This is a genomic window from Pseudomonas sp. RV120224-01b (genome assembly GCF_003208145.1).
GTDB lineage: Bacteria > Pseudomonadota > Gammaproteobacteria > Pseudomonadales > Pseudomonadaceae > Aquipseudomonas > Aquipseudomonas monteilii.
The window spans coordinates 22,124-47,314 of the sequence record NZ_QKMQ01000019.1 but is presented as its reverse complement, the minus strand read 5'-3'; the positions used below and the strand labels follow the sequence as shown (position 1 = coordinate 47,314).

Sequence of the window (25,191 nt, the reverse complement as noted above, 5' to 3'; positions counted from 1 at the left end):
CCACGCCCACGGCAGTTACACCACCAGCGACAACAACATGATGAAGATGATGCCGACCACCGAGAGAATGGTCTCCATCATGCTCCAGGTCTTGAAGGTTTCTGCCACGGTCATGTTGAAGTATTGCTTCACCAGCCAGAAGCCGGCGTCGTTCACATGCGACAGGATCAGCGAGCCGGCACCGGTGGCCAGTACCAACAGCTCACGGTTCACCCCCGGCACCAGGTCGATCACCGGCGCAACGATGCCCGCACCGGTAATGGTGGCCACCGTGGCGGACCCGGTAGCGATGCGGATCACCGCAGCCACCAGCCAGGCCAGCATGATGGGTGAAATTTCCGCCTGCACGGCCATCTGCCCGATCACGTTGCCCACGCCGGTATCCACCAGCATCTGCTTGAAGCCACCGCCGGCACCGACGATCAGCACGATGGCTGCGGTGGGGGCCAGGCTCTGGTCGAGCATCTTCATGATCTGCTGGCGGTTGAAGCCGCGAGCCGAACCAAAGGTGTAGAAGGCCAGCAGCAGGGCGGCGAGCAGGGCGGTGATCGGGTGGCCGATCAGGTCCATCCACTGGCGCACGATGTGCTCGGCCGGCAGCACCACGTCGGCGAAGGTTTTCAGCAGCATCAACGCGACTGGCAGCAGTACGGTGATGAGGGTGATGCTGAAACTGGGCAGGTTGCCCTGGTCGGACTCCTTGGCGATCTGGTCCATCAGTTCCTGCGACGGGTTGCCCGGGATGTAGCGGGAAATGAAGTTACCAAACAGAGGGCCAGCGATGATTGCGGTGGGCAGTGCGACGATCAGGCCGTAGAAGATGGTCTTGCCGATGTCAGCGTGGAAAATGCCGATCGCCAGCAGCGGGCCCGGGTGTGGCGGGACCAGGCCGTGCACCACGGAAAGGCCGGCCAGCAGCGGAATGCCGATCTTCACCAGCGACACCCCGGAGCGGCGGGCAACGATGAACACCAGCGGAATCAGCAACACGAAGCCGATTTCGAAGAACAGCGGTATGCCCACCAGGAACGCGGCGAACATCATGGCCCAGTGCACGTTCTTCTTGCCGAAGGCGCGGATGAGGGTTTGCGCGATCTGGTCGGCGCCCCCGGAGTCGGCCATCAGCTTGCCGAGCATGGTGCCCAGGGCAAGCACGATACCGACAAAGCCCAGCACGCCGCCAAAACCGTCCTGGAACGATTTCATGACCTTGGCCACCGGCATGCCGGAGGTCAGGCCCAGGAAGCCGGCCGCGAGGGTAAGGGCGACGAAGGGGTGCACTTTGAAGTGGGTGATCAGCAGGATCAGCCCGACGATGGTAACCAGCGCGTCGAGCAGCAGGAAGGTATCAGTAGCCAGTCCGAACATGGTTTGAAGGCCTCGGTCTTATCGTTGTTTTGGGCGTAGCTTTTTGGAACTTTTCCCGCGTTTGCGGGTTGGGGTAGCGCTGTCTTTGGTGAGCCGGAAAACCGCCAGGGTCAGGCGGTTTGCGCCAGCCCCTGCTCACCGCAGCGCTTTAGCCAGCGGTCCACCGCTTCGGCCAGCGCTTCGACGGGTTGGGTCGCATCCAGTGGCAGGGTCAGTGGCTCGCCGCGTGGCGACTCCAGGGCAGCGAACTGGCTGTCGATCAGGCTGGCCGGCATGAAGTGACCGGGGCGGGCCCGCACGCGTTTTTCCGCTTCGGCAGGTGACAGTTCGAGGAACACGAACACCAGCCCGGGCATGGCATCGCGCAGGGTGTCGCGGTAGCGGCGCTTGAGTGCCGAGCAGGTCAGGATCGGGCGCTCCCCAGCCTGGGTGGTGGCCTGCAGCTCCTGACCGAGGCGTACCAGCCAGCCGGCGCGGTCGCCATCGTCCAGCGGGATGCCAGCGCTCATCTTGCGGATGTTTTCGGCAGGGTGGAAAGCGTCGCCTTCGATCAGGCGGCCGCCGCTTCTGGCAGCGATGGCGGCGCCGATGCAGCTTTTGCCGCAACCGGCCACGCCCATCACCACGATGGCGGACAGGGGAGAATTCATCAGTACCTCCTGCGGGGTGAGATAGCGCTGTCTCGTCATCGACGAACAGCCACCTCCCCGGTGTTATTGGTCTTGTCCCTACGCAGTATGGACGCCTGGTGGCGAGCGCGTGATGGCTGCTACCAAAGATTACATTGCCTGCGTCCTGAGACAGCGCTACCTTAGTGGCCGTTCCCTCTCCTTGCAAGTAGTAAAATTACAACATCCATGTCCCGCACCGGCTCCCGCACTACAGGTCGTCCCACCCTGGCAGAAGTTGCCAGGCTTTCCGGGGTTTCCCCGATTACCGCTTCGCGTGCCTTGCGCGGGGTCAGCACGGTTGCGCCGGAGCTGGTGGAAAAGGTTGTCGCCGCAGCGGCAACCCTTGGCTATGTCGCCAACCCGGCGGCCCGGGCGCTGGCCTCGGCGCGTAGCCAGTCGGTGGTGGTGTTGATCCCGTCACTGTCCAACCAGCTGTTCATCGATACCCTGGAAGCCATCCACGAGGTCATGCGCCCGCGTGGGCTTGAGGTGTTGATCGGCAACTATCACTACGACCTTGCCGAAGAAGAGAACCTGATCCGCAACTACCTGGCCTATCAGCCTTGCGGCATGCTGCTGACCGGCTTCGAGCGCAGCGATGCGGCGCGCCAGATGCTGGCCGCCAGTGGTGTGCCTTGTGTGCACATGATGGAGCTCAATGGCGAGCCTGGGGCATTGTCGGTTGGTTTCTCGCAACAGCAGGCCGGGCGTGCTGCTGCCCGGCACCTGATCGAGCGCGGGCGCAAGCGCCTGGCATTCATTGCCGCGCAGCTTGACCCACGGGTGATGCAGCGGGCCGAAGGTTTCCGCCAGGCGCTGGCCGAGGCCGGTTTGCAGGCGACCGAGCTGGAGGTACTGGCGCCGGAACCTTCATCGATTGCACTGGGCAGTGCACTGTTCAGCCAACTGATGCAACAGGCGCCGGATGTCGACGGTATTTTCTTCTGCAACGACGACCTGGCTCAGGGGGCGGTGCTGCAGGCCTTGCGCCAGGGGGTGGAGGTACCACGCCAGGTGGCAATGGTCGGGTTCAACGATTTGCCAGCCTCGGCGCACATGGTGCCGCGGCTGACATCGATTCGCACGCCCCGGGCTGCCGTGGGGCGTGGGGCGGCGCAGGCATTGCTGGCGTTGCTCGATGGCAAGCGGGTGCCGAACGCGCAGCAGGACTTGGGCTTCGAGTTGATGGTGCGGGAGAGCTCCTGAGTTTCACGCTAGGGCGGTAGGCGTGTCAGGACGCTGGTAATGAAAATGCAGTAATTACAAAGTGATAGCATTGTGCTTGCATGCTAATGATGGCGATCTATGCTCATGAAACCGCGCATAAAGGAGCCCGGCGTCATGTTCGATTTCCACCGCAAGTCCGATTTGGTCGAGATCCAGCGCAGCCAACAGGCTTTGGCCACCGCACAGGCCAAACTCGCCGCTATCAGCCGCTCCATGGCGATGATCGAATTCGCTCCCGATGGCACCATTCTCGATGCCAATGAGCGTTTCTGCCAGGCCATGGGTTACAGCGTTGACGAGTTGCGTGGCAAGCACCACCGGTTGTTCTGCGAGCCAGACTACGCAAAAAGTGCCGAATACCAACAGCTGTGGCGTGAACTGGGGCAGGGCAAGGCTATCAGCGGTACCTTCGAGCGCCTCGACAAGGCCGGGCGCGAGGTGTGGCTGGAGGCCAGCTACATGCCGGTGCTGGACGAGCAGCGTCAGGTCACCAGCGTGATCAAGGTGGCCGCCGACATCAGCCAGCGGGTGGTGCAGGAGCATGAAAGCGAAAACCTGCTCAAGGCCATCAGCCGCTCCATGGCGGTGATCGAATTCACCCCCCAGGGCCGGGTGATCAAAGCCAACCAGAACTTCCTCGACACCATGGGCTATCGCCTCGACGAGGTGGTGGGCCGGCATCATGGCCTGTTCTGCCTGCCGCATGAGCGCGAGTCGGCCGAGTACCGAGAGTTCTGGGCTTCGCTTAACCGTGGCGAATACCATTCGCACCGTTTCGAGCGTATCAACAAGCAGGGGCAAATGGTCTATCTGGAAGCCTCCTACAACCCCATTTTCGACAGCAAGGGGCGCTTGAACAAGGTCGTGAAGTTCGCCAGTGACATTACCCGCCAGGTCTGCACCCAGCAGAACGCCGCCGATGCCGCCCATGCCAGTTCCATGCAGACCGACGCCTGCGCGCGCAAGGGCACAGAAGTGGTGCAGCAGACGGTGCAGGTGATCGAACAGATTTCCCAGGAGCTTAACGACGCCGCACGCAGCATCGATGCGGTCAGCAAGCAATCGGATGTGATCGGGCAGATCGTGCTGACCATTCGCGGCATCGCCGACCAGACCAACCTGCTGGCCCTGAATGCCGCGATCGAAGCCGCCCGTGCCGGCGAGCACGGGCGAGGCTTTGCGGTGGTGGCCGATGAGGTGCGTAACCTGGCGGCGCGAACCAGTAAGGCCACCCTGGAGATTGTCGATGTGGTGCGGCAAAACCACGACCTGTCGCTACTGGCGGTAGCCAGCATGCAGTCGAGCCTGAACCGCACCGGTCACGGCGTGGCGCTGGCCAACGAAGCGGGTACGGTGATCATGGAAATCCAGCAAGGCTCACGGCATGTGGTGGATGCCATCAGCCAGATCAGCTCGACGCTGCAATTGCATTGAGCGCATCGCGCATTTCGTCAAGCAGGGCTTGCAGGCTGGTTTGCAGCAGCGCGCGCTGCTCGACCGTCGGCAGCCCCTGTGCGTGAGCCAGCTCGATGGCTTCGCAGTCCTTGACCACGGCGCGCACCCTGATCATCTTGGCGCCACCCTTGATGCGATGGGCCAGGGCCCGCACGGCCTCGTCGGCGGCGTCTGGTGCCAGGGCACGCAAGGCGGCCAGGTCTTCGGCGACGCTTACCGACAGTTGTTCGAGCAAATGCCGCGTCAGCTGTTCGTCGTCCTGGGTCAGGTGGCGCAGTTCAGCCAGGTCGAACCCGCTATGGCGTGTTGTCGGTGTTTTCTGTTTCTGAGGGCGGACCTGGGGCAGATGGGCCTTTAGCGAACGTAGGCCAATCGGCTTGAACAGGCATTCGTCCATGCCGCTGGCCAGGCAGCGGGCGCGTTCCTCGGCCTGGGCATTGGCGGTCACGCCGAGAATCCTGCACGCTGGCAGGCCGCGCTCACTCTCCAGGCTGCGAATGCGCCGGGTCAGTTCGTGGCCGTCCATGACCGGCATGCTGCAATCGGTAATCACCAGGTCGAAGCGCGCTGCCTGCCAGCGTGCCAGGGCGACTTCGCCATTTTCCGCCAGGGTCACGCGGTGCTCCAGGGTATGCAGTTGCCGCTCCAGCAACAACAGGTTGGCGGGGTAGTCGTCGACCACCAGAATGTTGAGCGGGCCGCTACTGCTTTCATGTGCTGGCGGGTCCTGCTCGGCCTGTACCGGTGCCGCACAGGTGGGCAGCTGCAGGCAGACTTGCACCCGGGTGCCGACGCCTTCCACGCTCTGCAGGCTCAAGGCGCCGCCCATCAATTCGGCGAGGGTACGGCTGATGACCAACCCCAGGCCTGCACCTTGGCGGGCCCTTGGGCCATCGGCCTGAACAAATGCATTGAACAGCCGGGCCTGGTCGGCAGGGCTGATGCCGATACCGGTGTCGCGCACATTCAGCTCGATTGCCAGAATGCCCTGGCCGGCAACCTTGGGCAGCAGCAGGCTCGCCTGCACTTCACCACGGTCGGTGAACTTGATGGCGTTGCTGACCAGGTTGGACAGAATTTGCTTGCATCGCAGCGGGTCAGCCAGCACCCAGACCGGTTCTGCCGGCAGTTCGCCGTGCAGGTGCAGGCCTTTGGCCCGTGCATTGCCCTCGAATACCCGCAGAGTGGCGCGCACCAGCTCTACCAGGTCGGTGGGCACTGGCTGCAGGCTGATGTGGCCGGATTCTATGCGGGAAATGTCGAGAATGTCGCCAATCAGCTCAAGCAGGCCGATTGCCGAGTCGTAAGCGGTCTGCAGGGTCTGGGTGTCGCAGCGGCCACCACGGCTGTCCTCCAGTGCCAGTTCCAGCAGGCCGATCACGGCATTCATCGGGGTACGGATTTCGTGGCTCATGGTGGCCAGGAACGTGCTTTTGGTCTGGCTGGCCTGTTCGGCGTCGTCCTTGGCCTGGCGCAATTGCTCAAGCAGCCCACGGCTCAACGCCAACTGTGCCTGCAGCGCGTGCTGCGCCTCTGTACGCTGGTTGATCAGCTTGCGCAGGTAGCTGTTCCAGAAAATGACGCCAGCCAGCAGCAGGGCCGACAGCACCAGCACCTGCAAGGCCAAGGTGCGGTAGTCGCGCCAGGGGCTGTCGCTGACCAGCGTGCTGGTACGCCAGCGGTTGATCAGTTGATCGAGCTCTTCGGGCGGAATGCTCAGTAGCGCCTTGTCGAGAATGGCCTGTAGCTGGGGCTGGTCGGCGGCCACGGCGAAGGCGGCGACGGCCGGTTCGTCGTCGAGCACGCTGGCGATGCGCAAGCGGTCCTTGAACACATGGCTGATGTAGTAGGCGGCATTGATATGGCTGCTAAGGGCAACGTCGGCGGTACCGTTGGCCACGGCCTCCATCTGACCGAGCGGGTTGTCCACTTCGACTATCTTCGCCTGCGGGTAGCGCTGTTGCAGCAGGGCCCGTTGCGGAGAACCACGCACCAGGGCGATGCGCTTGCCGTTCATGGCCTTGGCTTGTGCGGGAGATTCGACGTCGCTGCGGGTGACAAACACGCGCGGGCTGACCAGATAGGGGCGGGTGAAGCGCAGCTGCTTCAAACGGTCAGCACCATAGCCCAGGGCCCCGATCATTTGTGCCTCACCGCGGGCCAGGCGGTCCACCATGGCCTGTGCTGAGGCACTTTCGACGGGGGTGAACTGCAGCCCCGTGCGCAGCGAGATCTGCTTGAGCAGGTCGAGGGTTATGCCACTGGGGCGATGCTGAGCGTCGTTGAAGGTCAAGGGGGCCAGCGAGGTATTGACCAGCACGCGGATGGTGGGGTTGGCGGCGATCCAGGCCTCTTCTTCTGCGCTCAAGGCAGTGAGATGGCGCTGCAGCAGCAGGCTGGTGTTACCACTGCTCCAGCGGCGCAGGATGTTCAGGCGTTCGCTTTCGCTGATGCGCGCCAGCGCTTTGTCGACCAGCCGATGCATCCGTGGGTTGTCATCGGCCAGGGCAAAGGCGAAAGCCCCGGGGGCTACCTGGCAGAAGTGGTCAATCTTGAGCGTGCCCTGGTAACTCCTGCCAATCAGGAAGTCAGTGCTGATGGCATCGCCCAGGTACGCATCCGCCTCACCCAGCTCGACGGCTGCCAGCCCGGCTTGGGTCGAGCGGTACAGGCTCAGTTGCGCTTTGGGGTACAGCGTTCGAACGGCAGCGGCGGGCAGATAATGATCGACCATGGCCAGGCGCAGGCCGGCGAGGTCAGGTGTGCCCTTCAGGCTGTGCCCCTTGCGGGTGACGATGACCGGGAGGTCGTCAGCATAGGGGGTGCTGAGGCTAAGCTGAGCGTCAGCCGCCTCGAAGGCATTGGAACTGCCCAGCAGGTCGATGCTGCCCTCACGCAAGGCGGTGATCGCCTCGTGGCGGCTGTCGTAGCGCCGTACCTCGACGGGAATGCCCAATTGCTCGGCGATTATCCCGGCGTAATCGGCGCTAAGGCCTTCGTATTCGTGCTGACTGACGTTGATTTCAAACGGTGGATAGTCGGGCCGAGAGCTGCCCAGTACCAGGTGCTGGCGGCGCTGCAGCCATTGCCGGTCTTCGCTGGACAACGCCAGGGGGGCGGCGGCACTGGCCGAGCGCGCCAGCAACTGGCGAGGTTCGCTGCTGGCCAACAGATCGGCCGAGGCGAGTAAGCCGGTAGCCAGAAAGACGCTCGCCAGCAGGCGCTTCATGGTGTGCAAACGCTCAATACACGCTGTTGCGTTTGGCCAGGTCGACCATTTCCACCAGTGATTCAGTCTTGAGTTTTTCCATGATACGGCCCCGGTAGGTGCTGATGGTCTTGGCGCTGAGGTTCATGCAAGTGCCGATATTCTTGTTGTTCTCGCCGCGCGCCAGGCGTCGCAGTACCTCCATCTCCCGGTTGGAGAGGCTGGCCAGGCGCACGGGCTCGCTTTCCAGCGAATTGCTGTTGACCGACATCTGCGGAAAGGTCGAATAACCTTTGGTCAGGGCCTTGAGGGCAAACAGCAGCGCCTCGTGGTCTTCTTCTTTGGTGACGAAAGCGCCGATACCGGCATCCAGGCAGCGACGCACGTACAGGTCGGTGGCCTGGCCGGTCAATACCATGATCTTCGGCACCGGTTCCAGGCACTGCAGGCGCTTGATGACTTCCATGCCGTCCAGCCCCGGCAGGCCGATGTCGAGTATGACCACGTCCGGGCGCAGGTCGCGGGCCACCTGCGCCACTTCACTGCCATTGCCGACTTCGCCGACGACGTGGAAGCGCTCGCGTTCGAGCAGCATGCGCAAGGACAGCCGGACGATAGGGTGGTCGTCGACGATCAGCACGGTTGTCATGAGAAAAACTCCTGTCAGGATGTGGTCCGCTTCCTGGATCACTCAGGAATACGTCTGCAAGTGGGTTAATCGGAAGCGCTGCAAGATACGACCAATCCCGAAGTTTGGTAATGGCGAGTATAGAAGTGTTGAAAGTCCCTGCTCTTGTTGTTGAAAAATCCTACAAAAAACAGGAAAGACATCACCCTGTCCAAGCGGTGATGCCGGTTTTCTCCGGTCGGTCAGGCGCAGGCAGTGTGCGCTTTGTTCACGCGCTTGGCCGAGGCGGGGTTGTTGGCCAATGCCTTGCCGACCCGCGTCGGGCGGGCTACCAGCTGGCCCGAGCAGTTCGGGCAAAGGCCCTGCAAGCGGGTTTCGGCACAGGCGCGGCAGAAGGTGCATTCAAAGGAGCAGATCAGCGCATCGGGGCTGTCGCCGGGCAGGTCGGTATCGCAGCACTCGCAGTTGGGGCGTAATTCCAGCATGGGCGTAACTCCTGTTCGCAGGCGGGAACCTGGAGTCTGCTACGCCCACGGCAAGGCTGGCAATGCTCAGTCGGCAGGGCGATACAGGTGGGCGTGCCCAGCACGGTACAAGGCCGACTCGGCGAATGGCGTATCCCCCAGCACATGACCCACCAGGATCAGTGCCGTGCGCCGGAAATCCTTGGCCGCGACGCGTTCGACAATGTTGCCGAGGTTGCCACGTACCCAGTCCTGGTCAGGCCAGGTGGCCCGGTGTACCACCGCTACCGGGCAGTGCGCGCCGTAGTGCGGCAGCAGCTCTTCGACAATGCGCGAGAGGTGCTTGACCCCCAGGTGAATCGCCAAGGTGCTGCCATGGCGCGCCAGGTCACCCAGTTGCTCGCCGGGCGGCATGGGCGAGCTGTCGCCGTAACGGGTGAGGATCACCGTTTGCGCCACCTGCGGCAGGGTCAGTTCGCAGCCGAGCAGGGCGGCGCTGGCTGCTGTGGCGGTGACCCCAGGGATGATCTGGTAATCGATGCCCAGCGCCTGCAGGTGGCGAATCTGCTCGCCGATGGCGCCGTATAGGCCAGGGTCGCCGCTGTGCACACGGGCTACATCCTTACCTTGTTCGTGGGCGGTGCGCATGGCGCTGACAATCTGTTCCAGATGCAGTTCGGCGCTGTTGATCACGGTCTCGGCCTGGTGGCCTTCGAGTACGGCGGCGGGTACCAGTGAGCCGGCATAGATAATCACCGGGCACTGGCGAATCAGCCGTTGGCCCTTGACCGTGATCAGTTCCGGGTCGCCGGGACCGGCGCCGATGAAATAGACCGTCATGGAAAGTCCTTGCAGGAAAGAGGGGGAAGCGCTCAGCCGGCCAGGGCGAGGGTCGCCGGGCCCAGTACCTGGCGGGTCAGCAGCAACCTGGCCGTGCCAAGGTGCTGGCTGGCCATGGCCAGTGCTGCGCTCTCGGCCACACCCCAGCAGCCGCTGTGGGCATGGGCGGCGGCGGAGCGGTGGCTGAGCTGAGGTTCGTAAGGTTGCAGTTGCACGCTATGGTACAGCACCAAGGGCAAACCGAGGCGATCGGCCAGCTGTAGCAAGCCAGGTTCGTCGGCCTTCAGGCTGATGCTGGCGATACCGCGCAGGTCGGCCAATGCCAGGCCCTGGTTGTCCAGGGCCTGGTCCAGCAAGCGTTGCAGGGTATCCGCCGGGCAACCCCGGCGGCAGCCGAAGCCGGCGTAGAAGGGCGGCATCAGGCCCGGCTGGAACGGCGGAACAGCCAGGCGCTGAGCAGGCCCAAGGCCAGCCAGAAGGCGGCGTTGGTCAGCCAGGAGGCCACTTTGAACTGGGTTTCCAGTGCTTCGGGGGCCAGGCTTTCATGCACGTCGGGTTGTGGTGCGCCAATCACATGGGGGATTACCAGCAGCACGGCGCCCAGCGCTTTCAGCAGCCAGTGACGAGCGAACACCAGCAAGGCCAGGCCCAGTGCGGTGGCACTGGCTGTGCCGATCCACCAGGCCTGGCGTTGCCCCAGGTCGGCGGCTGCCGTACCGGGCAGTTCGGGTGGCAGGCCCAAGGTCGGGGCAAGGCAGAACACGGCGAAGCCGGCCAGCCCCCACCATGCACCCGTGCCGGCGCGCGTCGGTTCACGCAGGCTGTACAGGGCGGCGAGGATCAGGGCGAAGCCGACCGCGACCACCAGGTTGCCGCCCGTAGTGGACAGCACACGTTGCCAGCCGTCTTCCGGTGACCAGGCTTCGGCGCTGTGCTCATGGGCGGGCACATCGCTGCCATGCTCGTGGTGGGCGGCAGGGGCCGAGGACTCGTAGGTTTCCGCCTCAAGAATCAGCGGGGCGACCCAGAAACTTTGCAGCAAAGTCAGCAACAGGGCCGCAAGCAGCCCGCTGAAGCCCGCGGTACGGGCAATGCGCGTGATCATCAGGCGTACTCAGTGGCAGGGGAAGGCGGCGCTGTGGCGGGTGTCGTGGGCGGCGTTATGCACGGCCTCGATGTGCGAGAAGCCGGCAAAGTACACCAGGCACAGGCCCAGCAGGCTGGCGCCGACGGCGGTGACGATACGTTGGCTGAGGGTGACAGGAGTGGCAAGGCTGTGTTGCTTGGCGCTGGTGACGGGCATGACGCGTTCCTCTGCTTTTTGTGGGCAATGGGCAAGCGCGGCAGCCCCGAGCGTAGTCGCCCAGGGGAATGCAACAGCGCCCGCCCACCGCGGGGTGTTCATGAACGCCAGGCCGGTCTCCGGGCTTGCGAGGAAGAGCAGGGCTCCTGGAAAGCGTCACCTTCCCATGCCGCATTACAAGGGCACAGTGGTACAGACGCTTCGCTCGCTTACCGTTGCGGGGGCAGCACCGGGATTGTCCGGCCCTGTTGGAGGGCCTGCGACGCACCGGTTTCCCGTTTCACCCCCCAAGGGGGCACCTGAACGTGAGGCATAAGGAGAGCATGGGGCGGCCTTGGCGTCAATGCCACCCTCAGTGGCCGCACCCTGAATCACGCGCTCTCGCGGGCAATCAGCTCGCACGCCAACAGGTTCAGCCGCTGGACCTCACCGTCACACGCCAGCACACCCAGGTGCTGCAGCACCCGCAGCGCCGCGACTTCGCCAATCTCCCGGGAGGGCGGGCGCAGGGTGGTGAGGCTGGGCAGCAGCATGTCGGCAAAGGGGTAGTCTCCAAAGCCGACAATGGCCATGTCTTCAGGCAGGCGCAAGCCGGCACGCTGGCCGGCCAACAAGGCGCCGGCCGCCAGGTTGTCATTGGCGAAGATGATCGCCTCGGGCCGTAGATTGCGGCGGATCAATGCTTCCATCGCCTGCTTGCCCGCCTCGAACGGCGCGCAGTCTGCCGATGGCACGAACACCCAAGGCTCCAGCCCGGCTTCACCCAGTGCCTCGACATAGCCGTCGCGCCGCTCCAGCGCGCTCAGGTCGCCGGCTGCACTGTTTTGCACGAACGCGATGCGCCGATGGCCCTTGTCCAGCAGGTATCGGCAGGCCTGTACACCCACTTGGTGATGAAGGAAGCCCACCTGCAAGGGCACCCGCTCCGGGCGGTAATCCCAGATTTCCACCACAGGCACATCTGCGTCGGCCAGCATCTTTTCCGTGGTCGGGCTGTGGAAATGGCTGGTCACCACCAACGCTGCCGGCGACCAGCCAAGAAACGCCCGCACCGCGCTTTCTTCCTGCGCTTCGCTGAAGTAGCTGGACGCCAACAGCAATTGGTAACCATGCCGGCTGAGGGTATCGCTGAAGGCCTGGATGGTCTGGGCGAAGATCGGCCCGGAAATGTTCGGGATCACCATGCCCACGATGCGCCCGCGCGCCGAGGCCAACCCCCCGGCGACCAGATTGGGAACATAGCCCAGCGCCTGTACAGCGGCCTCGATACGTTCACGCAACGGCGGTGAAACCTGGTCTGGCTGGTTGAAGTAGCGCGACACGCTGATGGCTGAAACCTCAGCAGCCCGCGCCACCTCGGCGAGGGTGACACGGCCTGCGCCGCGTCGCTTGCGGGGGGGATCCTTGGCCTGGCTCACCGGGCTGCCTCCTGTGGAAATGGCGCGATGGTAGCGCTAACGGATGAGCGATTGGCAAATAGCTTTATTGCATATAAATCTGACTTTTAAGTATTTGACGTGCTAAGCGATGGCCGCAGATACTTGCTCATGTTAGCGCTAACAAGCGCTGCTGTTGGCAAGCGCCTGCCACTCGCACGAGCGAGACCAGACAACCACAGCAACTTCGTGTCGGCCCCGTCAAATGGGGGCCTGGTCTGGTTTCCCGAGGCAGTGAGCACCATGCAGAAAAACCGTACACCTTTTCCCGCTACGCAACGTCGGCCGCTGGCCGCAGCCATCCTGTTGGCCGCTTTTGGCCAGGGCGCCCAAGCAGCCGAGCCTGCTGAAACAGGAGCTGCGCAGGCCACTGCACTGGGGGCGGTTACCGTGACAGCCACACGCCGCGAAGTCACATTGCAGGAAGTGCCGGTGGCAGTGTCGGTGATCGATGGCGAGCAGCTGGAGCGAGACAACCGCAACAACGTGGCCAGCATCGTCCAGCAGGTGCCTACCCTCAATTACCGCGCCGGGGCCTCGAACAAGGACACCTCGCTGTTCATCCGTGGCGTGGGCACCATTTCCACCTCGCCGGGCGTCGAGCCAACCGTGGCCACGGTGGTCGATGGCGTGGTATTCGGCCGCCCGGGCCAGTCGACCCTCGACCTGCTCGACCTGGAACGTATCGAGGTGCTGCGCGGGCCGCAGGGCACACTGTTCGGCAAAAACGCCTCGGCCGGCGTACTGAACGTGGTCAGCAAGGCCATCCCTGAACAGACCCAGGGCTATGTGGACTATTCGCACTTTGATGGTGGCGACGAGAACCGCCTGCGCTTTGGCATCGGCGGGCGCCTGAGCGAGCAGTTCAAGGGGTCGTTAAGCACCCTGTGGGGCGACTATGACGGCAATGTCGAGAACGTTGCCAATGGCCACGACGTCAATGGCTACGAGCGCAAAGGCGCCCGCGGCAAACTGGAGTTCGAGCCCAACGAAGACCTGCGCCTGACCCTGATCGCCGACTACATGAAAGGCGAAGACACACTGCCCAGCGGTGTGATCACCAGCGCCAGCGGTGCCTTCGCCAGCCAGTTGCGTCCGGTGACGCCAAGCGCCCACAACCGCGACATCAACAGCGACTTCAAGACCCACGTCGAGGACGAGAACCAGGGGCTGTCGGCGCAACTGGACTGGCAGCTGGGCGACTACACCCTGACGTCGATCAGCGCCTGGCGCGGCTGGGACAACACCCAGTACCAGGACGGCGACCGCCGCGCCGTGCTGCCACTGACCGCGTCCCACGACAAAGGCACGGTGGACTATGACCAGTACAGCCAGGAGTTTCGCCTGACCTCGCCCAAAGGGCAGTTCAACGAATATGTGCTGGGTGCCTTCTACATGCATGGCACGTCCAAAGAGACCTACCAACGCCTGTCGGTCAACGGCGGTGTGGCCAACAATGGCCGTGCCGACTACTCCACCACCAACGACAGTGTCGCGCTGTTCGGCGAGAACACGTTCAATTTCACTGACGACTTGCGTGCCATTTTTGGCCTGCGCTGGACCCACGACGACCTCGAATACGACCACCGCCGCGCCTCCACCTCGGCCACTGCTGTGACCGGTATTCAGCCCTCTACCGCCAGCTCGGGTTCGGTGGATGAGGACGGCTGGAGCGGGCGGACCGGCCTGCAATACGACTTCAACGACAACCTGACCGGTTACGTCACCTATTCGCGCGGCTACAAAGGCCCGGCCTACAACGTGTTCTTCAACATGCAGCCGCGCGATACCGAGGCGCTCAAGCCCGAGACCTCCGATGCCTATGAAGTCGGTTTGAAAAGCACGGCGCTGGACAATCGCCTGACCGCCAACCTGGCCGTATTCCACACCGACTACGACAACTATCAGGCCAACTTCTACGACACCGTGGCCAACCAGGTGGTGACCCGCCTGGTCAACGCCGGCAAGGTCAAGACCCAGGGGGTGGAGCTGGATGCCAGCTTCCAGGCCACCTCGCGTCTGAAGCTGTCGACCGCCGTGGCTTACACCAAGGCTCGCGTCGATCACTTCAACTGCCCGGCGGGTGCGGCGGCCAGTTGCAACATCGATGGCGGCCGTTTGCCGTTCACGCCGGACTGGAAAACCTACCTGCGCGCCGACTACGTGATCCCGCTGGACAACGGCCTGGATGTGGAACTGAGCAGCGATTACAGCTGGCAGGACGCGGTGCAATTCAGCCTCGACCAGAACCCGGACACCGTGCAGGGCGCCTACGGCATCTGGAACGCCAGCATCGCCCTGGCCGACTACAACGACGGCTGGCGCGTGGCGCTGCTGGGCAAGAACCTGGGCGACAAGTCGTATGCGCAGATGCTGGCCAGTGGCGGTGACTACATCTACCGCTCGGTACCACGGGATGACGGGCGCTACTTCGGCGTGCAGCTGCGCAAGGACTTTTGAAACGGCGCGGCTTTTTTTGTGGGAGCGGCCTTGTGTCGCGAAAGGGCCGCAAAGCGGCCCCAGCAATATTTGCACCGACGCTGAAACTCTGGGGCTGCTACGCAGCCCTTTCGCGACACAAGGCCGCTCCCACAGGGATCGCGGCCTTTTCAGACAAGGAGAACAACATGCCCCGCCAAATGAACCTGGGTGCCTTCCTCATGGCCACCGGTCACCATGTGGCTGCCTGGCGCCACCCGGACGTACCCGCCGACCCGCTGGATTTCGCCACCTACAAGCGCACCGCACAAATCGCCGAAGCGGCCTGCTTCGATGCCTTGTTCGTCGCCGACAGCGTTGCCGCGCCCAGTGACCCGCTGGCCAGCCACAGCGCCCGCTCGGTGTACTTCGAGCCACTGACCCTGCTGTCGGCGCTGAGCGCGGTCACAGAACGCATCGGCCTGATCGCCACTGCCACCACCAGCTACAACGAGCCGTATCACGTGGCACGCAAATTCGCCTCGCTGGATCACCTGTCCGCAGGCCGTGCCGGTTGGAACATGGTTACCTCCGACGCCGCCGCCGAAGCCGGCAACTTCGGCCGCCAGGCGCATATCCCGCATGCCGAACGCTATGCCCGTGCCGGGGAATTCCAGCAAGTGGTGCAAGGCCTGTGGGACAGCTGGGCCGATGATGCGTTTGTGCGTGACAAGGCCAGCGGCCTGTTCCACGACCCGCAAGCCGTGCGGGCCATCGACCATGTCGGCGAACACTTTCGTGTCAAAGGCCCGCTCAATGTCGCCCGCTCGCCACAGGGGCGACCGGTGCTGGTGCAGGCCGGTTCGTCCGAAACCGGCCGCGAGCTGGCGGCCAAAAGCGCTGAAGTGGTGTTCACCGCCCAGCCCAGCCTGGCACGCGCACAGGCCTTTTACGCCGACCTCAAGGGCCGCCTGGCCCGCCATGGGCGGGATGAGCAATCGCTGAAGATCATGCCCGGCGTGTTCGTGGTAGTGGGGCAAAGCCAGGCGCAGGCCGAGGACAAGTACGAACAGTTCCAGGCGCTGGTCGACCCGCGTGTCGGGGTTGGCCTGCTTGGGCGCATGCTCGGCAACTTCGACCTTTCCGGCTACCCGCTGGATGGCCCGCTGCCCGAGTTGCCGCCGACCGAAGACGGCCAGCGCAGCCGCCAGCAGTTGCTCACCGAACTGGCCGGCAACGAGCAGCTGACCCTGGCCCAACTGGGACGGCGCATTGCCGGTGGGCGAGGGCACTACAGCCTGGTCGGTACCCCGGTACAGATTGCCGATGAATTGCAAGCCTGGTTCGAAGGCAGCGCCGCCGATGGCTTCAACGTACTCGTGCCGCACCTGCCCCTGGGCCTGGAAGACTTCGCCCGCCATGTGGTGCCCGAGCTGCAGCAGCGTGGGCTGTTCCGCCGCCAGTACCAGGGCCACACCCTGCGCGAACACCTGGGCTTGCAGCGCCCAGCCAACCCTTACTTTGCCGAACGAGGCCAACCATGAGCTACACCGCCAACCCCGAGCGCTATGCGCGCATGCCTTACCGACGTGTAGGCCGCAGCGGCCTGGTGCTGCCGGCCCTGTCCCTGGGCTTGTGGCACAACTTTGGCGATGCCACGCCTATCACCACGCAGCGTGCCTTGTTGCACACCGCCTTCGATGCCGGCATCAACCACTTCGACCTGGCCAACAACTATGGCCCGCCCTATGGCAGCGCCGAGATCAACTTCGGCCGGCTGCTGCGTGAAGACCTGCGCAGCTACCGCGACGAGCTGATCATTTCCAGCAAGGCCGGCTGGGACATGTGGCCAGGGCCATACGGGCAGGGCGGCAGCTCGCGCAAATACCTGATTTCCAGCCTGGACCAGAGCCTGGCGAGGCTGGGGCTGGAGTACGTCGACATCTTCTATTCGCACCGCTTCGATGCCGACACGCCGCTGGAAGAAACGGCCATCGCGCTGGCCGACATCGTGCGCCAGGGCAAGGCGCTGTACATCGGCATCTCGTCCTATTCAGCCGGCAAAACCGCAGAAATTGCCGCATTGCTCGATGAGCTGAAGGTGCCGCTGCTGATCCACCAGCCGTCGTACAACCTGTTCAACCGCTGGATCGAGCGCGACCTGCTCGACACCACGGATGCCTTGGGTGCCGGGGTAATCGTATTCACAGCGCTGGCGCAGGGCCTGCTCAGCGACAAATACCTGAATGGCATCCCGGCTGACGCCCGGGTGAACCGCGCGGGTGGTGGTTCTTTGCTACCCCAGCACTTGTCGGAAGCCAACATCGCCCGTGCACGCGCCCTGAACGACATCGCCCGCCAGCGTGGCCAGAGCCTGGCCCAACTGGCCCTGGCCTGGACACTACGTGACCCACGGGTGACCTCTGCCTTGATCGGTGCCAGCCGGCCCGAGCAGATCACCGAGAACGTTGCGGCGCTCGACAACCTGGCGTTCACCGCCGAAGAGTTGGCTGCCATCGACCAGTACGCCGTGGAAGGCGGGATCAACCTGTGGGAAAAACCCTCGACCGACTGGAAGGAGTGACCGATGCGCGTGCTACGCCTTGCCATGCTGTTGTGGGTGGCCCTGGCCGGAGCGGCCCAGGCTGCAGACCCGGCGACCTTGCGAATTGGCTACCAGAAGGGCTCGATCAGCCTGGTGCTGGCCAAGCAGCACCGTCTGCTGGAGCAGCGATTTGCCAATACCCGCGTTGAGTGGATCGAGTTCCCGGCCGGCCCGCAGATGCTGGAGGCATTGAACATCGGCAGCCTCGACATCGGCTCGACCGGTGATATCCCGCCGATCTTCGCCCAGGCTGCCGGTGCCGACCTGTTGTACATCGGTGCCGAGCCGGCCAAGCCCCAGGCCGAGGTGATTCTGGTGCCGAAAGACAGCCCGATCAGCGCGGTGGGCGAGCTCAAGGGCAAGCGCATTGCCCTGCAGAAGGGTTCCAGCGCGCACAACCTGCTGCTGCGTGCCTTGGCCAAGGCGGGGCTTGGAATTCGCGATGTTCAGCCGGTGTACCTGGCGCCTGCCGATGCCCGGGCGGCCTTCGAGCGGGGCAGTGTGGATGCCTGGGCGATCTGGGACCCGTTCTACTCGGCCATCGACCTGGAGGGTAAGGCGCGGCTGTTGGCCGACGGCCAAGGGTTGGGGCTGATCGGGCCGTTCATGCTGGGCTCACGGGCCTATGTTGAAGCCCATGGCGCCTTTGTCGGCCAGTTGCTCGATGAAATCAGCCGGGCCGAGGCGCTGACCCGCAGCGATGAGGCTGGAAGCATCCGCTTGCTGGCGCAGTTCATGGGCTTGCCAGAGGCGGTGGTGCAGCGCAGTTTCAGCCACCGGCCGCCATCACCGGTGCTGCCGGTGAGTGATGAAATCGTGGCGGCGCAGCAGCGCACTGCAGCGTTGTTCTTCGACAACAAGATCCTGCCCAAACGGGTCGACATTGCCGGGGCAGTGTGGCAACGGGAGTAACTTGCCTGATTTGCACTGGCCACTATGGGAGCGGCCTTGCGTCGCGAAGGGGCTGCAAAGCAGCCCCCGACAACCTCACAGGCTACCTTTCCGCCTGCGTTCTTCCCGATCTACCCCTCTATCTTCAGCACTCATTTCTCACTTCAGAGATTCACAAATGAGTGTATTCACCGCCTATTTCTGCGGCACCGGCTCCCACCGCTTCGACGACGCCAACCCCGATTTCTGGAACGGCGAACTGGTCTCGACCCTGGCCAGCAACGATCAGGGCCGCGAATTCGCCCACTGGATCGCCGTCGACGGTCCCGGCAGCGGTAACCTTCAGGATGACAACCTGTTCGTCGAACCCGGCGGCTATTTCAACTGGACCGGCCAGTTGTTTGGCCGTGGTTGGGAAGAAAACGTCAACCATGTGTTGCAGGTGATCAAAGGCGAAAGTAACTGGCAGCGCACCCGATTGAGCGAAGAAGGGTACGAGCGACTGAAATACGCTGGCGTACCTATCCCGGATGCTTGCGCCACGGCCTCCTGGTTCTGGCGTACCTACGAGTACGGTGACCGCCATCCGACACCGCAGGAACTGCAAGCGCGCATCATCAGCATGTTCCGCAAACCGCGCCTTCCGCTTCAGGTCAACCTGGTGGGCTGGAGCCGGGGAGGGATCAGTTGCCACATGCTGGCCAACGCCATGGCGCAAGACCCGGTGCTGCGGGACATACCGGTGAACATATTTGCCATCGACCCGGTACCCGGGATTGGCAATGTGCAAACCGAACGCACCACACTGGCGGCAAACGTGCGTGAATATATCGGCTTCTATTCGCGGGATGAGCGTTCCAAAGGGTTTGCCTGCGTGATCCCGTCCGTGGACAGCAGTACGCAGATCTGCATTTATCCGATGCCGGGTCGCCATGCCACGCTGGTGGGCAACGCGTCGGCCGATGGTGCGAGCGGCGGCGAGGCGCTCAAGGAACCCGGGCTGGTCGTTCGTCATTTCGCTGAAGTCTGCCTTTCCCGCTGGGGTGTTGCGCTGGACAAGCGACTGGCCTTGAGCGATAGGCAGCTCATGGAGTATCACCGGGCGATGACCGCTGCCGAAAGGCAGTACCACGCCATGCGCAGCGAGTCTTACACGGTGCTGACCGAGGGTGAGCGAGATGATCGGTTGGTGCATTGCGGCGAGGCTTGCACGCACTTCAGCAAGGTGTGCGGTGATGACTATGATCCGACCGAAGGCCTGGCTTTGACGCGTTGGGACGCGACTACCTACAAGGCGCTGCGGTAGCCGATGCGGGCGGCCGGATCAGCGGAAAAATATTTTGCATGGACCCTCTATCCAACCGCCCCGGGTTCGATTGAAAATGGCGCCGCGGGCCAGCCCCGATAACAACAACCTTCCCTCCGTGACATCATGTCTGAATATAACCCTTGCCTTGACTGCGGCGCCTGCTGCGGGTACTTCCGTGTGTCCTTCTTCTGGGGCGAATGCCAGTCTGCCGGGGGCCTCGTGCCAGACGACCTGGTGGTGCAGATCAACCCCACCCGCGTTGCCATGATCGGCACCGATGCCAAGCCATGCCGCTGTGTCAGCCTTGAAGGCGAGATCGGCAAAGAGGTGGCTTGTACCATTTATGCCAACCGTTCCAGCCCTTGTCGCGAGTTCGAGGCGTCGTGGGAGGGTGGGGTGCACAACCCCAGCTGTGACGACGCGCGGGCGGCGTATGGGCTGCCGCCGCTGACGCCGCCAGGGGCGAATGAACCGCATTGGCCGGATGATGGGGCTGAGGTGGCCTGATCGGCTGCATCGGCCCCCGACAGCGTTCGGGGCCGCTTTGCGGCCCATCGCGACACAAGACTGCTGCTGCAATTGACCGCGTAAACCCGAGGGATCACCCTTGGGCAAACGCCGTCAGCTTCTCGCCATCCAGCCGGTAGCGCACCCACTCATCCTGCGCCTCGGCACCGAGCTTCTCATAGAAGCCTATCGCCGGCTCGTTCCAGTCCAGCACGCTCCATTCCAGGCGGCCACAGTTGTTTGCCACCGCTTCGCGGGCAATGTGCCGCAGCAGTTGCCGCCCGGCACCGTCGCCTCGCTGCTCAGGCGTCACGTACAGGTCTTCCAGGTAAATGCCGTTGCGCCCGAGCCAGGTCGAGTAGCTGTAGAAGTACACGGCAAAGCCGACTGCCTGGCCATCGCGCTCGCACATGAGGCTGTGCACCGTGCTGCCCTCGCCAAACAGGCTGTGCTCGATGTCGGCGAGGGTGGCGACCACCTCGTCGCGGGCGCGTTCGTATTCGGCCAGCTCGGTGATAAAGGCCAGAATCTGCCCGGCATCGGAACGAACGGCAGGGCGAATGGTGAGGCTCATGGTAACGGCTTCCTTGATCCGGGTTTGCAGTACAGTGATGTGTATTCACCAAATTTAATGCAACTGTACAGGTCGCAGGGAAGGGCGACTCCGCTAGTGTGACAGCACCTATAACGAAAGTGGAATGCCCGCCATGCTTGCCTCTGCCGACCTGCTGACCGCCTTCGTGCTGTTTGCCTTTGTGTCTTCCATCACCCCTGGCCCCAACAACACCATGTTGCTGGCCTCGGGGGTGAATTTTGGTGTGCGCCGCTCTATCCCTCACGCCTTGGGCATAAGCGTCGGCTTCATGGTGATGGTGCTGGCAGTCGGCCTGGGCCTGGGTGAGGTGTTCAAGGCCTGGCCGCCGCTGTACACGGTGCTGCGCTACACCGGCGCCGCCTACCTGCTTTACCTTGCCTGGAAAATCGCCACCTCCGGGCCGGTCGGCACGGCCTCGTCCAGCGCCCGGAAACCGCTGGGTTTCTGGGGTGCGGCGGCGTTCCAGTGGGTCAACCCCAAGGCCTGGGTAATGGCAGTGGGGGCGATCACCACCTACACACCTGCGCAAGGCTATGTGACGAACGTGATTGTGATCGCGGCGTTGTTCGCCTTGGTCAACCTGCCCAGCGTCGGCGTGTGGGTGATGTTTGGCAGCGCCTTGCGCACTCTGTTGCAGAACCCCCGCTGGCTGATGCTGTTCAATGTCCTGATGGCCTTGTTGCTGGTGATTTCACTGTACCCGCTGCTGTTTGTAGAATCAGCGTTTTCGTAGCCCCGCGAGTACAGCAAACCGATGCAGTTGATTCCCTGGTCCCACGAATGCGCCGAAGGTTTCACCCTGCGTGGCTGGCGAACCCCGGCCAGTGGCAAGCCGCTGCTGCATTTCTTGCACGGCAACGGTTTTTGTTGCCTGGCCTACCAGCCATTGCTGATGGGCCTTGGCGAGCATTTCGACCTGTGGCTTTGCGACGTTCAGGGGCATGGCGACAGCGATCACGGCGGGGTGTTTCGGGGGTGGAACCGTACAGCCGAGCTGGCAGTGGAAGCTTTTCAGGCCGGGCGTGGCGAGTATGGCGATGTTCCCCGGTTTGCCGTGGGCCACAGCTTTGGTGGCGTGCTCACCGGGCTGATCCTGGCCAGTGAGCCGCAACTGTTTACCCGTGCGGTGCTGCTTGACCCGGTACTGTTCAGCCGACGCATGATCGGTGTGATGGGGGCGGCTGCTCTGGTTGGCCTGCACCAACGCCATGCCCTGGCGCGCAAGGCTGCCAGCCGCCGTAGCCACTGGCCCGATCGCGAGGCAGCTATGGCCTCGCTGAAAGGGCGGGGCATTTTCAAGGGCTGGGCCGATGCGGCGCTGCTGGCCTATGTCGAACATGCCATCGGCGATTGCGGTGATGCCGTGGTACTCAAGTGCCGGCCTAGCCGGGAAGTGGAAATTTTCAGTTCGTTCCCCAAGCGCATGTGGGCAAACCTGGCCGCAATCAGCACGCCGACGCGGGTGTTGTATGGCGAGCAGACTTATCCCTTCGTGCCGCACTCAGTGAACCGTCTGGCGGCGCTCAACCGCAGCGTGACTGCACAGCAAGTTGCGGGTGGGCATTGTTTCATGCAGGAAGATCCGGCTGCGGCGGCTCAGCAGGTGCTCGCCTTCTTGCAGGGCTAACTGTTCCATGCATGGAACGATGCATGCCAATTCAGCTGGCTACCGCCTGATTGTCATCATTGGTAAGGTTAACTCAGCCAAGAGAGGAGCCTTCTCATGAAACAGATTCTGGGTATCCACCGCAGCCCGCACGCCCATTGGGTGGGTGACGGCTTCCCGGTGCGCAGCCTGTTCACCTACGACAACCTGGCCAGCCGAATCAGCCCATTCCTGCTGCTGGACTACGCCGGTCCCCATGACTTCCCCCCCACCAACGCACGGCGCGGCGTTGGCCAGCACCCGCACCGCGGCTTCGAGACGGTCACCATCGTCTACCAGGGCGAGCTGGAGCACCGTGACTCCACGGGCGCTGGCGGCCTGATCGGCCCTGGCGACGTGCAGTGGATGACCGCAGCCAACGGCATCATCCATGAAGAGTTCCATTCCCCGGGCTTTGCCCGCAGTGGCGGTACGCTGGAGATGGTGCAGCTGTGGGTCAACCTGCCGGCGCGAGACAAGCGTGCAGCGGCCGGTTACCAGACGTTGCTGGCGCAGGACATCCCTGAAGTCACGCTGGACGGCGAGGGCGGTAGCTTACGGGTAATTGCCGGTAGCTACCGTGGGCATGCCGGCCCTGCGCGGACGTTTACCCGCATGGATGTATGGGACCTGCGGCTGAACGCCGGTGTAGCCCTGCAACTGCCGGTGGCCGCCGGGTGCAACGCGGCGCTGGTGGTGTTGCGCGGTAGCGTGCAGGTCAACGGTGAGCGCGAAGCCGGGCCATCAAGCCTGGTGCTGCTGGACCGGGGTGGCGAGGATGTAACGGTTGAAGCGCTGGAAGGTGCCAGCGTGCTGCTGCTCAGTGGCGAGCCTATCGATGAGCCGATCGTCGGTTATGGCCCGTTCGTGATGAACAGCCAGGCGGAAATCGCCGAGTCGTTCGACGATTTCCATGCCGGGCGGTTTGGGCAGATGCAGGATGAACGTGGTGGTGCGGCGCACTGAGCGGTAGCCCGCCATACTGAACGCTGCCAAGACCACTCGTCGCCAAGTGTGCGATTGCGACCGAACACACGGCCCCTGCTGGCAATCTTCCACTAAGGTGCTAAAGGATTCCCCGCATCATCATTGCCCCGGCGCATGGACGCCTGTCTGGGCATGCGCAATATCAATTGGCGCCCCGCCTCACAAAGGCGTAATTCCACACAACAGGCCATCCCACAGAGAGGGTCGTACCATGTCGTTGATTGGAGTTTCGATGCTAGAGATGCGGCAGTTGATCGAGCAGGCCTGCTTGCCTGATCGCTGTGAAGTCAGCTGCCTGGATGGCACCAACCTGACCATCCGCCTGGGTCAGGGTCAGAGTCTCGACGAGGGCGTGACCCTGAGCGGGGTCCCGCTGCAAAGCCTCAACAGCTGCCGTGACCTGGTCCACCTGGTGGGGCAGCTGCACGCGCTGCGTGACAGCCACCCGGTGCCACTCAAGGCCATTGCCTGAGTGAGCCAATGTTATACCCGGCCGGCTTGAGCTGGCCGGGTGTATTTGCGTTATCCGGCTTACTGCAGTTCCAGCAACAGGTTCAAACCACCATCCCCGCACTTGCCTTGGTCACGTACGACACCGTGGTAACTGCGCCCGTCCCAAACGAATGCCACGCTGTGGGCCCGGTCGACCTTATCGGGCAGTGGCGGACAAATGTGCAAACGCAACGCTGGCCGGCCCTGCAGGTTGAGCGCGGCGAGTTGGCACTGGCACTCCACGCTTTGCGCCACCGGGCCAAACAGGGTGTCGCGCACGTAATCGAGTTGCAGCGACGCATTGGGTGCACGACCGGGCATTTTCATGAGCGCGCGGCTGATGAGTTGTGCGGGCGCATCGGGCAAGGTAAGTACGGCATGGCAGGCTCCTGGGTGTGAGAACGCGGCTTATCGTTTGAAGCTTGCCAGACCAAGATGTTCAACGTGTTTCATGCACGTTCATCGTGTTTGTGTCAGCCACCGGCCTTGCGCAAGGTGAGGTTGATCCGCCGCTCGCCCATGCGCGGATGCACGCCGGGCTTGATGGGCTGCACCCCATGAAAGCGCAAGCGGTCTTCACCGCCCCAGATCAACACATCGCCATGGCTCAGTGGTATGCGCTGGGTCTTGTCGGCGCGTTGCAGGCCCCCAAGCAGGAACACGGCCGGTAACCCCAGCGACAACGACACGATCGGCTGGCCGAAGTCCTGCTCGTTACGGTCCTGGTGCAGGCTCAGGCGGGTGCCGGGCAGATAATGGTTGACCAGGCAGGCGTCGGGGACAAAACCCTCGAAACCGGCTATTGCCGCAGCGCGGGCGGCCAGGTTCAGTATCACCGGGGGCAAGGCGGGCCAGGGCTTGCCGCTGAGCGGGTCGGTGGCGCTGTAGCGATAGCCGTGTTCATCACTTACCCAACCCAGTGCGCCGCAATTGGTCAAGGCGACGGCCATGTGCAGGCCTCCCGGTGTGCGCATGTGCCGGAACGGCGCGGCGCGCAGTACCGGGCGCAAAGCGTCCAGCAGGGGTTCGATTTCGCCCAGCGCGAAGCCGGGCAGCAGCACGGTATGGCTGGCCAGGCGTTGTGGCTGAGGGCCGAACAGGTCGAGGTCGGACTGGATCATGGCACTGCACAGGTTCAAGGG

At 63.4% G+C, this 25,191-nt stretch carries 25 protein-coding genes, 1 pseudogene and 1 riboswitch; of the genes and pseudogenes, 13 read left to right on the top strand and 13 right to left on the bottom strand.

Annotated elements, in window-relative coordinates:
• Positions 1-15: 15 nt before the first annotated feature.
• Together N436_RS23770 and N436_RS23765 are read right to left on the bottom strand one after the other, a co-directional pair.
• On the bottom strand, positions 16-1,368 hold the full coding sequence (locus tag N436_RS23770; protein ID WP_028698893.1) for a GntP family permease: 1,353 nt from the start codon (positions 1,366-1,368) through the stop codon (positions 16-18).
• Positions 1,369-1,478: 110 nt separating this feature from the next.
• The gene (locus tag N436_RS23765; RefSeq protein ID WP_060499881.1) at positions 1,479-2,018 is read right to left on the bottom strand and encodes a gluconokinase; all 540 of its coding nucleotides are present in this window, start codon (positions 2,016-2,018) and stop codon (positions 1,479-1,481) included.
• Positions 2,019-2,225: 207 nt separating this feature from the next.
• Between N436_RS23765 and N436_RS23760 the strand changes: the two genes are divergently transcribed.
• From N436_RS23760 to N436_RS29025, 3 genes and pseudogenes are all read left to right on the top strand, one after another.
• Positions 2,226-3,245 (top strand): LacI family DNA-binding transcriptional regulator, encoded by a 1,020-nt coding sequence (locus N436_RS23760; RefSeq protein ID WP_105947627.1) that lies wholly within the window; start codon positions 2,226-2,228, stop codon positions 3,243-3,245.
• A gap of 99 nt (positions 3,246-3,344) precedes the next feature.
• Positions 3,345-4,166 (top strand): annotated as a pseudogene (locus N436_RS29030) (PAS domain-containing protein); the annotation flags it as partial.
• 39 nt (positions 4,167-4,205) lie between these two features.
• Positions 4,206-4,700 carry a methyl-accepting chemotaxis protein gene (locus N436_RS29025; protein ID WP_371105382.1) on the top strand — a complete coding sequence of 165 codons (495 nt, stop codon included), beginning with the start codon at positions 4,206-4,208 and terminating at the stop codon, positions 4,698-4,700.
• Here the strand turns inward: N436_RS29025 and N436_RS23750 are convergent.
• From N436_RS23750 to N436_RS23715, 8 genes are all read right to left on the bottom strand, one after another.
• Positions 4,675-7,950 (bottom strand): transporter substrate-binding domain-containing protein, encoded by a 3,276-nt coding sequence (locus tag N436_RS23750; RefSeq protein WP_110742092.1) that lies wholly within the window; start codon positions 7,948-7,950, stop codon positions 4,675-4,677. The two genes, N436_RS29025 and N436_RS23750, sit on opposite strands and share 26 nt — an antisense overlap.
• A gap of 13 nt (positions 7,951-7,963) precedes the next feature.
• Positions 7,964-8,578: a response regulator transcription factor gene (locus N436_RS23745; protein ID WP_060499885.1), complete on the bottom strand. Its 615-nt coding sequence runs from the start codon at positions 8,576-8,578 to the stop codon at positions 7,964-7,966.
• A gap of 221 nt (positions 8,579-8,799) precedes the next feature.
• The gene (locus N436_RS23740; RefSeq protein WP_105947629.1) at positions 8,800-9,042 is read right to left on the bottom strand and encodes a DUF1272 domain-containing protein; all 243 of its coding nucleotides are present in this window, start codon (positions 9,040-9,042) and stop codon (positions 8,800-8,802) included.
• Between the two features lie 66 nt (positions 9,043-9,108).
• Entirely contained in the window at positions 9,109-9,861 is a 753-nt protein-coding gene (gene cobM, locus N436_RS23735) for a precorrin-4 C(11)-methyltransferase (RefSeq protein WP_110742091.1), read from the bottom strand.
• 32 nt (positions 9,862-9,893) lie between these two features.
• Positions 9,894-10,280, bottom strand: a complete 387-nt coding sequence (locus N436_RS23730; protein ID WP_110742090.1) for a cobalamin biosynthesis protein — start codon at positions 10,278-10,280, stop codon at positions 9,894-9,896.
• Complete coding sequence (locus N436_RS23725; RefSeq protein ID WP_060499889.1) at positions 10,280-10,966, bottom strand: CbtA family protein; 687 nt, start codon at positions 10,964-10,966, stop codon at positions 10,280-10,282. Before N436_RS23725 ends, N436_RS23730 begins: the two co-directional genes overlap by 1 nt.
• A 9-nt stretch (positions 10,967-10,975) precedes the next feature.
• Entirely contained in the window at positions 10,976-11,164 is a 189-nt protein-coding gene (locus N436_RS23720) for a CbtB domain-containing protein (protein WP_105947632.1), read from the bottom strand.
• A gap of 92 nt (positions 11,165-11,256) precedes the next feature.
• Positions 11,257-11,482: riboswitch (cobalamin riboswitch) on the bottom strand.
• A 53-nt stretch (positions 11,483-11,535) separates the two neighbouring features.
• The gene (locus tag N436_RS23715) at positions 11,536-12,582 is read right to left on the bottom strand and encodes a LacI family DNA-binding transcriptional regulator (RefSeq protein ID WP_110742089.1); all 1,047 of its coding nucleotides are present in this window, start codon (positions 12,580-12,582) and stop codon (positions 11,536-11,538) included.
• Between the two features lie 261 nt (positions 12,583-12,843).
• Here N436_RS23715 and N436_RS23710 point away from each other — a divergent pair, with 261 nt between their 5' ends.
• From N436_RS23710 to N436_RS23685, 6 genes are all read left to right on the top strand, one after another.
• Positions 12,844-15,060, top strand: a complete 2,217-nt coding sequence (locus tag N436_RS23710) for a TonB-dependent receptor (protein WP_110742088.1) — start codon at positions 12,844-12,846, stop codon at positions 15,058-15,060.
• A gap of 167 nt (positions 15,061-15,227) precedes the next feature.
• Positions 15,228-16,562 carry an LLM class flavin-dependent oxidoreductase gene (locus N436_RS23705; protein WP_110742087.1) on the top strand — a complete coding sequence of 445 codons (1,335 nt, stop codon included), beginning with the start codon at positions 15,228-15,230 and terminating at the stop codon, positions 16,560-16,562.
• Positions 16,559-17,602 carry an L-glyceraldehyde 3-phosphate reductase gene (mgrA, locus tag N436_RS23700; protein WP_110742086.1) on the top strand — a complete coding sequence of 348 codons (1,044 nt, stop codon included), beginning with the start codon at positions 16,559-16,561 and terminating at the stop codon, positions 17,600-17,602. The genes N436_RS23705 and mgrA overlap by 4 nt, the downstream gene beginning before the upstream one ends.
• A gap of 3 nt (positions 17,603-17,605) precedes the next feature.
• On the top strand, positions 17,606-18,535 hold the full coding sequence (locus N436_RS23695) for an aliphatic sulfonate ABC transporter substrate-binding protein (RefSeq protein WP_105947639.1): 930 nt from the start codon (positions 17,606-17,608) through the stop codon (positions 18,533-18,535).
• 157 nt (positions 18,536-18,692) lie between these two features.
• Positions 18,693-19,820 carry a hypothetical protein gene (locus N436_RS23690; protein WP_110742085.1) on the top strand — a complete coding sequence of 376 codons (1,128 nt, stop codon included), beginning with the start codon at positions 18,693-18,695 and terminating at the stop codon, positions 19,818-19,820.
• 126 nt (positions 19,821-19,946) lie between these two features.
• Positions 19,947-20,330 carry a YkgJ family cysteine cluster protein gene (locus tag N436_RS23685; protein ID WP_025753817.1) on the top strand — a complete coding sequence of 128 codons (384 nt, stop codon included), beginning with the start codon at positions 19,947-19,949 and terminating at the stop codon, positions 20,328-20,330.
• Between the two features lie 94 nt (positions 20,331-20,424).
• Here the strand turns inward: N436_RS23685 and N436_RS23680 are convergent, their stop codons facing one another.
• The gene (locus tag N436_RS23680) at positions 20,425-20,904 is read right to left on the bottom strand and encodes a GNAT family N-acetyltransferase (protein WP_110742084.1); all 480 of its coding nucleotides are present in this window, start codon (positions 20,902-20,904) and stop codon (positions 20,425-20,427) included.
• A gap of 124 nt (positions 20,905-21,028) precedes the next feature.
• On the opposite strand from N436_RS23680, the gene N436_RS23675 reads away from it, so the two are divergent.
• The 4 genes from N436_RS23675 (at position 21,029) to N436_RS23660 (ending at position 24,029) form a co-directional block, all read left to right on the top strand.
• Positions 21,029-21,658 carry a LysE family translocator gene (locus N436_RS23675; RefSeq protein WP_177410297.1) on the top strand — a complete coding sequence of 210 codons (630 nt, stop codon included), beginning with the start codon at positions 21,029-21,031 and terminating at the stop codon, positions 21,656-21,658.
• 21 nt (positions 21,659-21,679) lie between these two features.
• Positions 21,680-22,552: an alpha/beta fold hydrolase gene (locus N436_RS23670; RefSeq protein ID WP_110742083.1), complete on the top strand. Its 873-nt coding sequence runs from the start codon at positions 21,680-21,682 to the stop codon at positions 22,550-22,552.
• Positions 22,553-22,648: 96 nt separating this feature from the next.
• Positions 22,649-23,536: a pirin family protein gene (locus N436_RS23665; RefSeq protein ID WP_105947643.1), complete on the top strand. Its 888-nt coding sequence runs from the start codon at positions 22,649-22,651 to the stop codon at positions 23,534-23,536.
• A gap of 232 nt (positions 23,537-23,768) precedes the next feature.
• On the top strand, positions 23,769-24,029 hold the full coding sequence (locus N436_RS23660; RefSeq protein ID WP_016714039.1) for a DUF1652 domain-containing protein: 261 nt from the start codon (positions 23,769-23,771) through the stop codon (positions 24,027-24,029).
• Between the two features lie 59 nt (positions 24,030-24,088).
• Here the strand turns inward: N436_RS23660 and N436_RS23655 are convergent, their stop codons facing one another.
• Together N436_RS23655 and alkB are read right to left on the bottom strand one after the other, a co-directional pair.
• Entirely contained in the window at positions 24,089-24,376 is a 288-nt protein-coding gene (locus N436_RS23655; protein WP_016714040.1) for a hypothetical protein, read from the bottom strand.
• A 146-nt stretch (positions 24,377-24,522) separates the two neighbouring features.
• Entirely contained in the window at positions 24,523-25,170 is a 648-nt protein-coding gene (gene alkB / locus N436_RS23650) for a DNA oxidative demethylase AlkB (protein ID WP_110742131.1), read from the bottom strand.
• Positions 25,171-25,191 lie beyond the last annotated feature (21 nt).

Coding starts and splice junctions, on each gene's coding strand:
- alkB (WP_110742131.1), bottom strand. CDS start 25,170: ATGATCCAGTCCGACCTCGACCTGTTCGGCCCTCAGCCACAACGCCTG.
- N436_RS23665 (WP_105947643.1), top strand. CDS start 22,649: ATGAAACAGATTCTGGGTATCCACCGCAGCCCGCACGCCCATTGGGTG.
- N436_RS23660 (WP_016714039.1), top strand. CDS start 23,769: ATGTCGTTGATTGGAGTTTCGATGCTAGAGATGCGGCAGTTGATCGAG.
- N436_RS23680 (WP_110742084.1), bottom strand. CDS start 20,904: ATGAGCCTCACCATTCGCCCTGCCGTTCGTTCCGATGCCGGGCAGATT.
- N436_RS29025 (WP_371105382.1), top strand. CDS start 4,206: ATGCAGACCGACGCCTGCGCGCGCAAGGGCACAGAAGTGGTGCAGCAG.
- N436_RS23685 (WP_025753817.1), top strand. CDS start 19,947: ATGTCTGAATATAACCCTTGCCTTGACTGCGGCGCCTGCTGCGGGTAC.
- cobM (WP_110742091.1), bottom strand. CDS start 9,861: ATGACGGTCTATTTCATCGGCGCCGGTCCCGGCGACCCGGAACTGATC.
- mgrA (WP_110742086.1), top strand. CDS start 16,559: ATGAGCTACACCGCCAACCCCGAGCGCTATGCGCGCATGCCTTACCGA.
- N436_RS23690 (WP_110742085.1), top strand. CDS start 18,693: ATGAGTGTATTCACCGCCTATTTCTGCGGCACCGGCTCCCACCGCTTC.
- N436_RS23745 (WP_060499885.1), bottom strand. CDS start 8,578: ATGACAACCGTGCTGATCGTCGACGACCACCCTATCGTCCGGCTGTCC.
- N436_RS23655 (WP_016714040.1), bottom strand. CDS start 24,376: ATGAAAATGCCCGGTCGTGCACCCAATGCGTCGCTGCAACTCGATTAC.
- N436_RS23670 (WP_110742083.1), top strand. CDS start 21,680: ATGCAGTTGATTCCCTGGTCCCACGAATGCGCCGAAGGTTTCACCCTG.
- N436_RS23710 (WP_110742088.1), top strand. CDS start 12,844: ATGCAGAAAAACCGTACACCTTTTCCCGCTACGCAACGTCGGCCGCTG.
- N436_RS23740 (WP_105947629.1), bottom strand. CDS start 9,042: ATGCTGGAATTACGCCCCAACTGCGAGTGCTGCGATACCGACCTGCCC.
- N436_RS23730 (WP_110742090.1), bottom strand. CDS start 10,280: ATGCCGCCCTTCTACGCCGGCTTCGGCTGCCGCCGGGGTTGCCCGGCG.
- N436_RS23770 (WP_028698893.1), bottom strand. CDS start 1,368: ATGTTCGGACTGGCTACTGATACCTTCCTGCTGCTCGACGCGCTGGTT.
- N436_RS23705 (WP_110742087.1), top strand. CDS start 15,228: ATGCCCCGCCAAATGAACCTGGGTGCCTTCCTCATGGCCACCGGTCAC.
- N436_RS23750 (WP_110742092.1), bottom strand. CDS start 7,950: ATGAAGCGCCTGCTGGCGAGCGTCTTTCTGGCTACCGGCTTACTCGCC.
- N436_RS23695 (WP_105947639.1), top strand. CDS start 17,606: ATGCGCGTGCTACGCCTTGCCATGCTGTTGTGGGTGGCCCTGGCCGGA.
- N436_RS23725 (WP_060499889.1), bottom strand. CDS start 10,966: ATGATCACGCGCATTGCCCGTACCGCGGGCTTCAGCGGGCTGCTTGCG.
- N436_RS23720 (WP_105947632.1), bottom strand. CDS start 11,164: ATGCCCGTCACCAGCGCCAAGCAACACAGCCTTGCCACTCCTGTCACC.
- N436_RS23760 (WP_105947627.1), top strand. CDS start 2,226: ATGTCCCGCACCGGCTCCCGCACTACAGGTCGTCCCACCCTGGCAGAA.
- N436_RS23765 (WP_060499881.1), bottom strand. CDS start 2,018: ATGAATTCTCCCCTGTCCGCCATCGTGGTGATGGGCGTGGCCGGTTGC.
- N436_RS23675 (WP_177410297.1), top strand. CDS start 21,029: ATGCCCGCCATGCTTGCCTCTGCCGACCTGCTGACCGCCTTCGTGCTG.